The following is a 13,334-nucleotide window of genomic DNA, read 5'->3' on the forward strand; positions in this document are numbered from 1 at the left end:
ACATTTACTAATTGATTAGCTAAGGTTTATCAATAAGAGTGGTACCGCGGATATTTCGCCTCTTAGTATTTTAAAATACTGAGAGGTTTTTTTAGTATTAAAATGATTTTAAGTGAACTTAAATTCTCAAAATCATTCAATATTAAGAATTTCTATTAAATAAAAAATAAAAATCATAATTTAAATTGGGAGGAATTGAAAATGAAGGAAAAAGTAGTATTAGCATATTCAGGAGGTCTTGATACATCAATCATAATACCTTGGTTAAAGGAAAATTATGAAGATATAGATGTTATAGCTGTTTGTGGAAATGTAGGTCAAGAGGACAAAATGGAAGATGTTTATGAAAAAGCTTTACAAAGTGGAGCTTCAAAGGCATATGTGGATGATATAAGTGAAGAATTTGTAACTGAAACTATATTTAAAGCTGTAAAAGCAGAAGCTAAATATGAAGGAAAATATTTATTAGGAACTTCTTTAGCAAGACCTATAATAGCTAAAAAGTTAGTTGAAGTTGCTCATAAAGAAGGTGCAAAATATATATGTCATGGATGTACAGGAAAAGGTAATGACCAAGTTAGATTTGAAGCTACAATTGCAGCCCTTGACCCAACTATAAAAGTTATTGCACCTTGGAGAATGTGGGATATAAAATCAAGAGAAGATGCTATAGACTATGCTGAAAAACACAATATAAAGGTAACAGCAACTAAAACTAAAATATATTCAGTAGATGCTAACCTTTGGCATGTATCAACAGAGGGTGGGGATATAGAACACCTAGAAAATGAACATAAAAAGGATGTTTACAAACAATGTGTAGACCCAGAAGATGCATGTGATGTAGCTGAATATGTAGAGGTTTACTTTGAAAAAGGTGTTCCTAAAAAGATAAATGGTGAAGAATTATCTCCAGTTGCATTGATTCATAAATTAAATGAGTTGGGTTGTAAACATGGGATTGGTGTTATAGATATAGTTGAGAATAGACTTGTTGGTATGAAATCAAGAGGTATATATGAAACCCCAGGAGGAACAATTCTTTATGAAGCACATAATATTTTAGAAAGCGCTACTTTGGACAAAGATACATTACATTTCAAACAAATGGTGTCTTATAAATATGGAGAACTTATTTACAATGGATTATGGTACTGTAAATTAAGAGAATCTATAGATGCATTTATAGAACAAACTCAAGATAATGTTACAGGAACTGTAAAAGTTAAACTTTACAAAGGAAATATAAAACCTGCTGGAATATTTACTGAAAATGCTCTTTATGATGAGGGAATATCTTCTTTTGGAAATAGTGAACTTTATGACCACAAAGATGCAGAAGGATTTATTAATTTATTCACTTTACCATTAAAAATCAGAGCTATGAAAGCAGGAAAATAATAAAATAAATTATAGTCTCAAATAGCCTAGTAATATTAAAATATAATACTTAAAATTAAACATCATTCACATGATTATGAATGTATGTGGAATGGTATAGAAGATTTATATATAAATAAAACAGGTTTCTGATGAGAAAAGTTAAGGCGATAATGTCAAGTCAACATTTTGATAATAATAAGTATTGAAAATTTAGAAGCAAAAAATAAGGATATAAATTACTTGCATCTATATCCTTATTTAAGATTATTAAAATATATAGTTTACATCAAACTTAACACTTTCAACGATATTTCCCAAATATGTTTTTATACTTTCAACTTCTTCTAAAGATTTTAATTTATCTTCAGTATAAATTGCTTTATCGAGAATATTAAACTTTAATCCTATTTCATCAAAGTATTCATGATTTAAAACTTTGTACCAATGATTTTTTTCTTTAGCCCATCTTGTAGATATGGAATCAGCCTCTTTTTGAGCTTTTTCCCAGTCTTCATTTTCTATAGATTTTTCTAAAACAGACATGTTATCTTTATATTCATCTGTAAAATCATATAGTTTATTATTAATGTAAAATCCAAATAATACAAATAAGATAGTCCATAGTATAACAAATGTTGCAGATTTCAATATTAATCACCCTTTTTATTTTGAATAAATATTTTGTCGTTTTCATCTAAAACACAAATAAGAACATCTTTAAAAGTTTCTATGTGATTAGACTTTAAAATACCCATCAACCAATTAGTATCCTTTTTAGCTATGTCTAGATTTTTATTTATTATTCTACCATCCAATATAAGTGGAATTGGTAAATGATTAAAAGCTTTTGGAGGAGTACTATTATAAGTTGATGCTGGAACGACACTTAGGTTACCATCAGTTTCCAAAATAGCATATTGTACATCTTTTAAATTGAAGTAACCCTGAACTCTAAGTTGTTCCAATAACTCATCTATAGTAACCCTCTCATTTTTTAGTTCTTTATATACAATTTTTCCCTTATCTATTAGTACAGAAGGTTTGCCTGACAAAAATGAACTCAATTTTCTGCTTTTTAAAGATAAAAATGAAATTAGAGTTTGCATAATTATAAGTCCAGTTATTGCTGCAACACCATTTATAATTGGTATATTATTATTTTCCATTGGAACTGATGCAACTTCTGCAATTAAGAGTGTTATAACTAAATCAAAGCAGTTCATTTCAGCTATTTCACCTTTTCCCATGACTCTAAGTGCAATTAGCACTGTTATGTATAATATAATACTTCTTATTAACACCACTGTCATATCTATCAATTACTCCTTTAAAAAATATTTATACTTAGTTAGTATGTCCTGTATAAAATTTTTAATTCAAGGTATCAAAAATACCTTAAATAATTGAATTCAAGCATTTAAGGTATTTTTGATAATTTTAATATTAAATTTTTTATAGATTTTCTGTTGCTTTTATTTATTTTAACAACAGATTCAACAAAACTCTTTTTATCTCCTAATTTTAAGACAAAATCAGGATATTCTTCAAAGTCATTGAGTTTTATTAATTTGAAAGAAGAAGAAAGATTTTTAAAGTTAATAATTTTAGAGTTATTCACTAACACACTTCTTTTTTTAAAATAAATTTCTTTTTTACTTATATTTAGTATGTTTAATATTTGTTTAAGATATATTATTATATCTTCTGGAGTTTTATCAAATTTAAGTTCAAAATTTTCATCTTCAAAGTAGGGCATATAATATAAAGGTGTTTTGAGAGGAGGTAATTTATTGTACAATTCTTCAAGAATATCGACATTTTTAGCAGAGTTAAAGTAAAAGCATTTACATACGTTCATTAAATCCACAGCGTCTGAAAGTGAGTTATGTTTAATATCTCCTTTTATAGAAAAAATCTTTTTCATATTCAGTAAAGATAGTTGTCTAGATAAGATTCTATTATTGTATGTAATATGTTGAGATATAAAAGGTTGAATGTCAATCATCATATTAAACAACTCTAAGCATTTACCTGTATATTTATATACTCTAAATGAAGTTAGAAGACCAACTATATCAAAATCACCCCAATTATATATTGTAACATCATTAAATTTACAAAACCATTTATAAAAATCATCCAAAACATATAAAAGATTAGGAGCATTATTAATATCTAATTGGTTCAATTTAGTTAATTTTTTGCATTTATTTGAAAGTATTGTATTGTATCTTGGCTTAACCAAAGAGTAATATTTATCTATTATATTAAATTTATTATCTACTAAAACTCCGCCAATAGAGATTAATTCGGCTCCATTATATTCTTTTGGTTTATTTTTATTATCATCTAATATATTAAATTCAAAATCTATAAATAACTTGTATTTCATAAGTCTAAAGCACATCCTCAAGTATATTATTTATTGAGTCTAAGCATCATAAGAATCAATAGATATAATGACTCTAAACATCAAAGGCTCATTACAACTTTTATTTATTTCATAATTTAATTCAAATAAATCTTTTAAGATATAATTTATAAGTATTCTTTCCCAACCCATTTTTAAATTAACCTTAGAATCTAGTAATATATTTTCTATTTTTTTAAATATTTCTATATTTGCTGGTATTATACTGAGCTCAATATTACTTTTAAACGGGTTAGACTGTAAATCAGTTATAAGTATACTTTTTAACTCTTCTGTAAGCTCGGAAATTAAACTATCACCTATGTATTTTTTTATTATTTCCTCTCTAATTTCTCTTAAATTTAGCAATATTAGTACCTGCTACTTACGTTATATTATATAAAGTGCAGTAAAAATCTAAGTAAATTTTTTATTACACTTAAAATAGTAGCTTTTCCTTTCTTTTTAATACTATTATTTATTTTTGAGTTTGATTTGAATACATTTTTTTGTAGAAGCAACTATTTATTCAGGAGCAAAACTCATAGCATTAATAATATTAAAAGCATTTATATGAATAAGTTTATCGGATGGAGCTTCGATTAAATCTACTATTGCTTGAAGTGCATCGGGAATATACATCATATCCACCTTTGTACTTTCTGCTATATGAGATTTATATCTTTTATTTTTAATGCTTCATAATTATAGTGTCTACATCATATTTTTTTCAATTTGATGACTTACTCAGGGTTTAATTTATGTAGTCTTATTTTTATTTTAGCAAATCTTTTGTTTAAATACAAAGAATTAAAAATAATAATATATGAATTAATTAAATGAAGTGTAGTGAATGTCTAAAAATTTAAAGTTAATATATAAGTGGATATTATATAATAAAAGACTAGATTAAATTATTATGTATAGATATAGATTGTGTGACTAAGTCACAGAAACTATAATAAATTTAATATATAATAAAAGCATATCAAATAAAGAATTAAATTAAAGTAACTTTATAAATAAAAAGTAATATAAATCGAGAAATTTATAAATTTATTTATAATAAATATATTTTAGATTTTATAGATACAAAAAATATTATATAAAATATGGGTACTATTATCATGTTTAAAAGTAGTAAAAAATATAAAATAAAATTTGAAAGGAAGTATAAAAATGACAAGACCATCAATATATCATAGCCAAGGATACACTTGTGCAGAGGCATTAATAAAGTCTTATAACGAGGGACACAACACAGATATACCAATCTCAATAGGAAGTGGTATGGGAGTTGGAATTACTGTTGGAAGTGTCTGTGGAGCTGTAAATGCAGCTATTGTTATAATAGGATATTTAAATGGACGAAATAGTAATTTAGATGAAAATATAGCAAGAAAATATTCAAGAGAATTAATGAATAGAGTAAGGGGTAAATATAGTACAGAAATATGTTCATCTTTGAAGAAAAATAAAGTGAGTTGTGAAGGAATAATAAATTTCACATACGATGCTTTAAATGAAATGCTAGAAAATCAAAAATAATTATAAAGAACAAGTATTTTGCATTTGATAGAATACTTGTTTTTTTATGTTATTTTTAATAAACTTTGGGTGTAGTAGGCAAGATTAAAACTGGATAATAACACAATTGTATAGTAATTGTATAGTATTTATAATATTTTAAGTTGATTTTCACATATATGAGATGAGTAAAAAACAAAGATTATTCAATACTGGAGGGGTAGTTTAATGGAATATAGTTAACTTTTCAATTAATACAATCTAAAATTAATTTGACAATGTCGGATATTACTACTTGTTGTGTATTTTATATAAAATAGAATTAGTAAATAGTTATTATAAAATAATAATTTGTAAAGATATACATATGTATATCTTTACAAATTATACTGATTAGTTTTTTAATTCTTAACTAAATTTTTTTACATATGTCAATGCTATTTATACAATTAAAACATTTATCATTAGCACAGAGCTCCACCTGTAAGGTGTAAAGGAGCATCAAGTATATCTTCTTTTCTTTCCAAAACGTCATCTGATAAAAGCATTTCTATGAATTCATCAACACCTATTCTGTCTATAGTTATTCCAAAACGTTCACCTGTTTTACCTTGTTCTCTAAATAAAAGAATTGCCTTTTCAATTAAAGTCATAAGTTCCTGTTTTGAAAATAATCTATCAATCTGTGTTCCAGGACGAACAGATTTGCCCCATTTTCCTCCAATATATACTTTATAACTAGATTCTTTTTCTTCAATACTGTCAAAATTACAACTTTCTATACATTTACCACAGTTATTACATAAATTACTGTCTATTTCAAGTTTACCTTCATCTGTTAATTTAGCTGCTTTGACAGGACAGACTTCTATGACAGCACATTTTTTACAACCAACACAAAGTTCAGAGTCGTAATCAGGTACACGTTGCCCAACAATTCCAAGGTCGTTTAAGTCGGGTTTAATACAGTTGTTAGGGCATCCTCCAACACCAATTTTAAATTTATGAGGTAGCTTTACATCATACCAACCTTTGTAAAATTCTTGATGTATTTCAGCAGCAAGTGCCTGTGTATCAGTTAAACCATGAACACAAACAGTACCCTTACAAGCTACAACAGGACGAACTCTTGAGCCAGTTCCGCCTGTGATTAGATTTTCACTAGCGATAAATTCACTTAAAGCTTCAATATCTTCAAATTTTACACCAGGTAATTCTACTGTTAATCTAGTAGTAAATGCTAGTTGACCATTTCCAAATTTTTCAGCAGCTTCTGTAATTTTTTTTGCTTGTGCTGTATTTATTACACCATTTACAGTTATTATACGTGCTACAAAATGTTCTCCATCTCTACTTGGTATAAAACCTCTACCTTTTAATTCTTTTTTTTGTTCTGCTGTAATATTACTCATAATTACTCCTCCATTACCTTAAGATTTGGATAAAATAGTATTCCGCCTTCAAGAACTTTTGTATTTGTATAGCCAAAGCGTCTTAAGCGATTTTGGGCCATATAGCTATTTTTACCTTTAGCACATATAAGAAGAATTTTTTCATCCTTAGCAAGACCTTCAATTTCTCCATTAATTTCACCAACAGGAAGATAACGCAAACTAGGAATAGAAGGAGCTTTTGAAACATCAAGTTTAGTCCAACTGTCAAAGTCTTCAATTTCGTCAAGTAAAACACTATCAAGTTCTCCGTTTAGTTTGTTTTGTAAAACATTTACTGATACTACAAATGGATGAATAGCAGTTGAAAAAGGTGGTGCATATGCAAGGTCCATACTTTCTAATGAATAAAGGTCAGCTCCTAAAGTTATTGCAGTAGCAGAGATATCTACTATTTTATCGACTGCTCCAGGTCCCATAACTTGAACACCTAATAATTTTCTTGTATTTTTTTCAGCAACCATTCTTATAATAAAATTAGAAGCACCTGGATAATAGTGAGCCTTATCATCAGTAGCTATGGTTACAGAGCAAACATTATAACCTTCTTTTTCAGCTATTTCTTTACTTAGACCTGTTTTTCCTACATTGAGTTCAGGTAATTTTACTACTGTTGTTCCAAGAACACCATTGTAAGTTTTAGATTTTCCAGATATATTTTGTGCACAAATTCTACCTTCATGATTTGCAGATGACCCCATAGGTGACCACGTAGGTTTATTTGTTAAAGAATTTTTTACAAAAGCACAATCTCCAACTACATATATATCTTTATCATTTGTAAGCATATATTCATCTGCAATAAGTGTGTTATTAGGAGCAAATTCTAAACCTGTGTCTTTTAGAAAACCTGTGTTGGGACGAATTCCAACTGACATGACTACCAAATCTGTTTTAATAACTCTATTATTAGTACGAAGTTTTTCAACCTTATTTTCACCTTCAATACCTACAACTTGGTCACCTGTAAAAATCAGTATACCTTTATCATCCATATGATTTTCAACATATTCAGCAAAATCAGTATCAAATCCAGGCATGACATGTTCAGCCATATCAATAACACTTACACGTATACCCATTGCAGAAAGGTTTTCAGCAATTTCAAGACCAATGAAACCTCCGCCAATAACAACAGCTCTCTTAATACCATCTTCAATAGAATCTCTTAGTTTTATAGCATCATTTGGAGTACGCATAAAAAATATTCCAGGTAAATCAATTCCAGGTATTGGTGGTTTTATTGGGTCTGCTCCTGTAGCAATTACAAGTTTGTCATAGCTTAAATTTTCTTTTTTTTCTGTTGAAATCGTTTTCAAAGTTACTTGTTTTGCATTTCTATCAATAGATGTAACTTCAACTCCACAACGAACTTCTGCTCCTGTCAGTTTTGAAAAACTTTCAGGTGTATTTACGATTAAAGATGATTTGTCTTTAATAACCTTACCAACGTAATATGGAAGACCACAACCTGCGTAAGAAATATCATCACCTTTGTTTAGTATTGTAACAGAGCAATTATCACCCATTTCACGTTTTATTTTTGCAGCAGTTTTTGTTCCAGCAGCAACTCCACCTATAATTAATACTTTCACAATATACCACACTCCAATCTACTTTATAACTCTATGCTAAAATTATACTTCTTGACAATGTATTTGTAAAATACTAAAATATTAATAAAATCATAAGCATTTACTAATGTTTGCTAAGGTTGTGATAATATGACAATTCGTAGTCTTGAGATATTTGTTAAGGTTGCTGAATGTGGTAAAATGAGTGAAGTAGCAAGAAATATGTATATTACACAGTCATCAGTTAGTCAAGTTATTTCAGAAATAGAAAAAGAGTATGGAGTTAAGTTATTTGATAGAATTTCAAAAAAATTATACTTAACAGAAGCAGGAAAAAAACTTCTTGGATACGGAAGGCATCTTTTAGCTGTAAATGAAGAAATGAATGATTGCATGAAACACTGTGCAAAAAACATTCGTATAAGAGTTGGAGCAACAGTAACTGTTGGTACATGTGTAATAAGCCCAATAATACTAGAGTTATATAAGGTAAACCCCTTGATAGAACCAGAAGTATTTGTAGAGGATACAAGGTTGATTGCAAAGAAACTACTCAATAGTGAATTAGATATTGCAATTGTAGAAGGGAAAATTAAGCATCCAGATATTATTACAAAAAGTATTATTAATGACCATCTTGTACTTATATGTTCAAATAAGCATAAATTCTACAAAAGAGATTCTATAAAAGTTTCAGAACTTTCAAATCAACCATTAATTATGCGTGAATTAGGAAGTGGTACAAGAGCACAATTAGAAAAGCAATTAAAAGAATTAAAAATCCCAATGAATATTAGATGGTCATGTTATAATTCTGAAGCTATATTGAGAGCAGTTGTAGATAATTTTGGTATTGCAGTTATATCTGAATTACTTATTGAGGATTATTTAAAAAAGCATCTTTTGTGGGCTTGTGATATTGAAGGTATCAACTTACATAGAACATTTGATATTGCATATCATAAAAGCAAGTTTTTTACAGAAAATATCTCATCATTTTTTGATATTTCAGTAGAATTTGGAAAAAAACAAATGAGAAAAAAGAGTATAAGGGTCAACAATTTATAATATATCTAAGCAAAAATATTTAATAAAAATAAGAGCATATTAATATGCTCTTATTTTTATTAAATATTATATTACTAGAGAATTAAAAAAATCTCCTTATTATTTTAAACTACTTAAGCATTAACCTATATTAACACCAAAATTTCCACATAATCCTGCAAGACCATCTTCAAAACCAGAGCCTAAGGCATTGAATTTCCACTCTCCATTATGTCTATATAATTCTGCAACTACTATTGCTGTTTCTATACTAAAATCTTCCCCTAACTCATATTTAATAAGTTCTTCATTAGTTTCTTCATTATAGATTCTTATATATGAATTTTCAACTTGTCCAAAATTTTGTCTTCTTGTAATGGCTTCATTTATAGTAACACTAAATGATATTTTAACAATGTTTTGTGGTATCTTAGATAAGTCCACATTTATTTGTTCATCATCACCATCACCAACACCTGTTCTATTATCACCCATATATTCAACTGCCCCAGAAGCGTGTTTTAAATTATTATAGAATATAAAATCTCCATCATTTGTTACTTTACCATCAGCTCCAGTTAAAAATGCAGAAGCGTCTAAATCAAAATCAAAACCACCATCATATTTATTAATATCCCATCCCAGTCCTACTATTACTTTTTTTAGACCAGGGTTAGTTTTTGTTAAACTTACTTTTTGTCCTTTTGCTAAAGTTATACCCATTTAAACCAACTCCTCGTTATAATTTTTTTTATTGTAATTATTATTTATATGTATTAGATAATTCACGAAGTTCTTCATTTTGACCAAGCCCTAAAGCATTAAATTTCCATTCTTCATTTCTGCGATAAATTTCCCCTGCCAAAACTGTTACTTTACCAGAGAAGTCCTCTTGAAGATTATATTTAAATAATTCTTGTTTGGAATTTGAATCAATTAGTCTTATAAAAGAATTATTCATTTGACTAAAATCTTGGTCTCTTTTTTTAGCTTTGTATATAGAAACTCCAAAAATTATTTTATGTACATATTCAGGTATATCATCTAAATTAACAATTATTTGTTCATCATCACCTTCGCCTCTTCCAGTTAAGTTGTCTCCAGTATGTATAATAGCTTTAGAAGGGTGTTTAAGATTTCCAAAATAAACTAAGTCACCTCTAGAGCTCATTTTATCTTGGTTAGTCAATGCTATTGCAAATGCATCTAGGTCATAGTTTTTTTTACCCAGTTTATTCATATCCCATCCTAATCCTACAACTAAATTTTTTACAGGATTATTGTCTTTTACTAAGCTAACTCTTTGTCCTTTTTGTAAACTAACACTCATTTTAAGTTCTCCTTTTTATATTTTTAGTTTGATTGTCAGTGCCAAGCATAAAAATCATGTTAGATATATTATATACGTATTTAGACTAATTTGGCTATATTTATAAATTATTTATTATATAATTACATGAATATTTTACAATTTAAACATGTCACTATTATGTGGTTTAAATTATTTTGTAGTGTTATAATATTTAAATTTGTATTTGATTGTTACAAAATGGAGTAGGTATTTCAATCAGAGAAAATAATTTTTAAAGTTACTATTTAAATGAGAGTAAAGCTAGAAAGACTTATATAAAATAATAATTAATACATTTAATTGTTTATTTCAAAAAAAGCAAGTATGATATAATATATAAAAAGTTACATTTATATATGTTAATTATACTTGCTGTTTGTTTTGTAATTATTCTATTTTTTTAAATCCATTACCTAAAGCTTCATGTATATCTGTAATTATAATGAATGCATTGGGGTCGACATTTTTTACTAATTTTTTTAATTCGACAACTTCTTTCTTTTCAACTACTACTAAAAGCACATTCTTATTTTCTCCAGTATATGCACCTTCGCCTTTTAGGATAGTTGCACCTCTATCTAAGTCTTCCATTATTTTTTTACTTATATCTTTTGAAAGGTCAGATATAATAGTGAATGATTTTGAATAATTAAATCCTTCAATAAGCAAGTCACTAACTTTTACTAAAATGTATAAGGCGACAGTTGAATAAAGTGCAATTTCAACCTGTCTATTTACTATACCTGATAGAACTACTACAACGCAGTCAACAATACCCATTAAAACAGGTATACTAAACGTAGGAAAATATTTATTTAGTAGGAGTGCCATCAAATCAGTTCCACCTGTAGAGCCATTTATTCTAAAAATAAGACCTTGACCAACTCCCATTAAAATAGAACCAGATATAATTGCAAGATACATATCATTTGTTATATCTAATGTAGACATATTTGCAGTAAGTTTAAGTGCTATAGTAAGAAAAATTATTCCTAAAACTGTTTTAAAACAATCTTTCTTTGAAAGTATTTTGTAAGCAAATATGAATAATGGAACATTTAAAAGTAAATTGACAATCCAAAGTTCTACACCAAATAATGAATTTAAAACAACTCCAAGCCCAGTTATACCACCAGCAGCAATTGCATGTGGATTAAAAAATAAGTTAAGGGAAATTGCCATTAATATACAGCCTACAATTAATATTAAAATTTCTGAAAAAGTTATTCTATCTTTTTTCAATAACATCACTCCTTATATATAGATTATAATATATATTATATAGTTTTTCCAATTTTTAATAAAAGAAATAAAAATATATTATAAAAATAATTTGATTAGAATTTTCAGAAAATAAATGCTATAATTAAAAGTAAATTTAAGGGGAGGTCATAAAATGGCTAAATTAACTCTAGAACATATAAAAGGAAATACATATTATATTGCACTTCCTACAATAGTAGGTGTATATATAGATGGTAATGATGTAATTTTAATTGACAGTGGAAACAATAAGGATACAGCTAGACAAGTTTTAAGATTGTTAGAGGAGAATAATTTAAATCTTAAATTAATAATAAATACTCATTCAAATGCAGACCATATAGGAGGAAATGCATATCTGAAAAATCAAACAAAATGTAAGATTGCCACGACTAAAATGGAAGGATATTTTACAGAAAATCCAATATTAGAATCAGCATTTCTATATGGAGGTTATCCAAGTAAAGCACTGAAGAATAAGTTTCTATTGGCAAAGGAAAGTGAAGTTGATTATATTATACCTTCAAATGGAAAAGTCGTAGACACAGAACTTGAAGCGATTTCTCTTCCAGGTCATTATTTTGAAATGATTGGTATTAGAACTCCAGATAATGTTTTGTTTGTTGCAGATAGTCTTACACCAGAGAATATAATTACTAAATATCATTTCTTCTTCCTATTAGATATAGATTCACAATTTAAGACACTAGAAAAATTGAGAATGTTAGAGGCAGATTTCTTTGTCCCAAGTCACTCTGTCAAAACTACAGATATAAAAAATTTAATTGATATTAACAAGAAGAAGATGGAAGAGATAATAGATAATATTAAAAAGGTTTGTTGTGAGCCAATTATGATTGATGAAGTTATTGAAAAAATGTGTGATTTGTACAATGTAAAGCTGGATTCTAATCAATACGTATTAGTTGGAAGTACAATACGTTCTTATATAACATATTTATATGAGAATGATATAGTTGAATATATATTTGATGGCGGTAAGATGATGATAAAAGCTGTGTAAACAGTCATAATTTTAAAATTATACAATTGAATTATTTGAGTATGACTGTTGTAATAGGAATTAATAGGTATGAAACAGCAGGACCTATAGGAGATAGACAGACTTATGATACGGTAATATTGTCTAATGTATATAAAAGTCTATCTGATAAACTTTCATCAAGTGGATTAGCTGGAGCTATTAACGTACCAATACTTTTGACTAAAGAAATGAAATACCAAAAGTTACTTCAAATAGACTAGATAATAAGAATTTTAATGTTGTAAAAAAATTATATATAATTGGTGGTTATAATACTATTGAA

At 27.4% G+C, this 13,334-nt stretch carries 14 protein-coding genes; 5 read left to right on the forward strand and 9 right to left on the reverse strand.

Annotated elements, in window-relative coordinates; all coding sequences use genetic code 11:
* Positions 1 to 201 precede the first annotated feature (201 nt).
* Positions 202 to 1,401 carry an argininosuccinate synthase gene (locus tag IR152_RS04590; protein ID WP_227450627.1) on the forward strand — a complete coding sequence of 400 codons (1,200 nt, stop codon included), beginning with the start codon at positions 202 to 204 and terminating at the stop codon, positions 1,399 to 1,401.
* 249 nt (positions 1,402 to 1,650) lie between these two features.
* Here the strand turns inward: IR152_RS04590 and IR152_RS04595 are convergent, their stop codons facing one another.
* The 4 genes from IR152_RS04595 to IR152_RS04610 form a co-directional block, all read right to left on the reverse strand.
* Positions 1,651 to 2,031 carry a DUF4363 family protein gene (locus IR152_RS04595; protein ID WP_227450628.1) on the reverse strand — a complete coding sequence of 127 codons (381 nt, stop codon included), beginning with the start codon at positions 2,029 to 2,031 and terminating at the stop codon, positions 1,651 to 1,653.
* Positions 2,032 to 2,033: 2 nt separating this feature from the next.
* The gene (locus tag IR152_RS04600; protein ID WP_227450629.1) at positions 2,034 to 2,693 is read right to left on the reverse strand and encodes a DUF421 domain-containing protein; all 660 of its coding nucleotides are present in this window, start codon (positions 2,691 to 2,693) and stop codon (positions 2,034 to 2,036) included.
* A gap of 107 nt (positions 2,694 to 2,800) precedes the next feature.
* Entirely contained in the window at positions 2,801 to 3,775 is a 975-nt protein-coding gene (locus tag IR152_RS04605) for a 3'-5' exonuclease (RefSeq protein WP_227450630.1), read from the reverse strand.
* A 39-nt stretch (positions 3,776 to 3,814) separates the two neighbouring features.
* Complete coding sequence (locus tag IR152_RS04610) at positions 3,815 to 4,162, reverse strand: hypothetical protein (protein WP_227450631.1); 348 nt, start codon at positions 4,160 to 4,162, stop codon at positions 3,815 to 3,817.
* An 810-nt stretch (positions 4,163 to 4,972) separates the two neighbouring features.
* Here IR152_RS04610 and IR152_RS04615 point away from each other — a divergent pair.
* Positions 4,973 to 5,341, forward strand: coding sequence for a C-GCAxxG-C-C family (seleno)protein (locus IR152_RS04615; protein WP_227450632.1), 369 nt, complete (start codon positions 4,973 to 4,975; stop codon positions 5,339 to 5,341).
* Between the two features lie 443 nt (positions 5,342 to 5,784).
* On the opposite strand, the gene IR152_RS04620 is transcribed toward IR152_RS04615, so the two are convergent.
* Positions 5,785 to 6,732: a 4Fe-4S dicluster domain-containing protein gene (locus IR152_RS04620; RefSeq protein WP_227450633.1), complete on the reverse strand. Its 948-nt coding sequence runs from the start codon at positions 6,730 to 6,732 to the stop codon at positions 5,785 to 5,787.
* A 2-nt stretch (positions 6,733 to 6,734) separates the two neighbouring features.
* On the reverse strand, positions 6,735 to 8,366 hold the full coding sequence (locus tag IR152_RS04625) for an FAD-dependent oxidoreductase (protein ID WP_227450634.1): 1,632 nt from the start codon (positions 8,364 to 8,366) through the stop codon (positions 6,735 to 6,737).
* Positions 8,367 to 8,495: 129 nt separating this feature from the next.
* Here IR152_RS04625 and IR152_RS04630 point away from each other — a divergent pair, with 129 nt between their 5' ends.
* On the forward strand, positions 8,496 to 9,413 hold the full coding sequence (locus IR152_RS04630) for a LysR family transcriptional regulator (RefSeq protein ID WP_227450635.1): 918 nt from the start codon (positions 8,496 to 8,498) through the stop codon (positions 9,411 to 9,413).
* Positions 9,414 to 9,533: 120 nt separating this feature from the next.
* On the opposite strand, the gene IR152_RS04635 is transcribed toward IR152_RS04630, so the two are convergent.
* The 3 genes from IR152_RS04635 to IR152_RS04645 all read right to left on the reverse strand — a co-directional run bounded on the left by IR152_RS04635 (position 9,534) and on the right by IR152_RS04645 (position 11,991).
* Positions 9,534 to 10,115, reverse strand: coding sequence for a TerD family protein (locus IR152_RS04635; protein ID WP_227450636.1), 582 nt, complete (start codon positions 10,113 to 10,115; stop codon positions 9,534 to 9,536).
* A 40-nt stretch (positions 10,116 to 10,155) separates the two neighbouring features.
* Complete coding sequence (locus IR152_RS04640) at positions 10,156 to 10,722, reverse strand: TerD family protein (protein WP_227450637.1); 567 nt, start codon at positions 10,720 to 10,722, stop codon at positions 10,156 to 10,158.
* Between the two features lie 408 nt (positions 10,723 to 11,130).
* Positions 11,131 to 11,991, reverse strand: a complete 861-nt coding sequence (locus IR152_RS04645; RefSeq protein ID WP_198670004.1) for a YitT family protein — start codon at positions 11,989 to 11,991, stop codon at positions 11,131 to 11,133.
* Between the two features lie 148 nt (positions 11,992 to 12,139).
* On the opposite strand from IR152_RS04645, the gene IR152_RS04650 reads away from it, so the two are divergent.
* Both IR152_RS04650 and IR152_RS04655 read left to right on the forward strand, forming a co-directional pair.
* Positions 12,140 to 13,030, forward strand: a complete 891-nt coding sequence (locus IR152_RS04650) for an MBL fold metallo-hydrolase (RefSeq protein WP_227450638.1) — start codon at positions 12,140 to 12,142, stop codon at positions 13,028 to 13,030.
* A 26-nt stretch (positions 13,031 to 13,056) separates the two neighbouring features.
* The gene (locus IR152_RS04655; protein ID WP_285894801.1) at positions 13,057 to 13,272 is read left to right on the forward strand and encodes a cell wall-binding repeat-containing protein; all 216 of its coding nucleotides are present in this window, start codon (positions 13,057 to 13,059) and stop codon (positions 13,270 to 13,272) included.
* The last annotated feature ends 62 nt before the right edge of the window (positions 13,273 to 13,334 follow it).

The organism is Clostridioides sp. ES-S-0108-01 (assembly GCF_020662285.1).
In the GTDB taxonomy this organism is placed as follows: domain Bacteria; phylum Bacillota; class Clostridia; order Peptostreptococcales; family Peptostreptococcaceae; genus Clostridioides.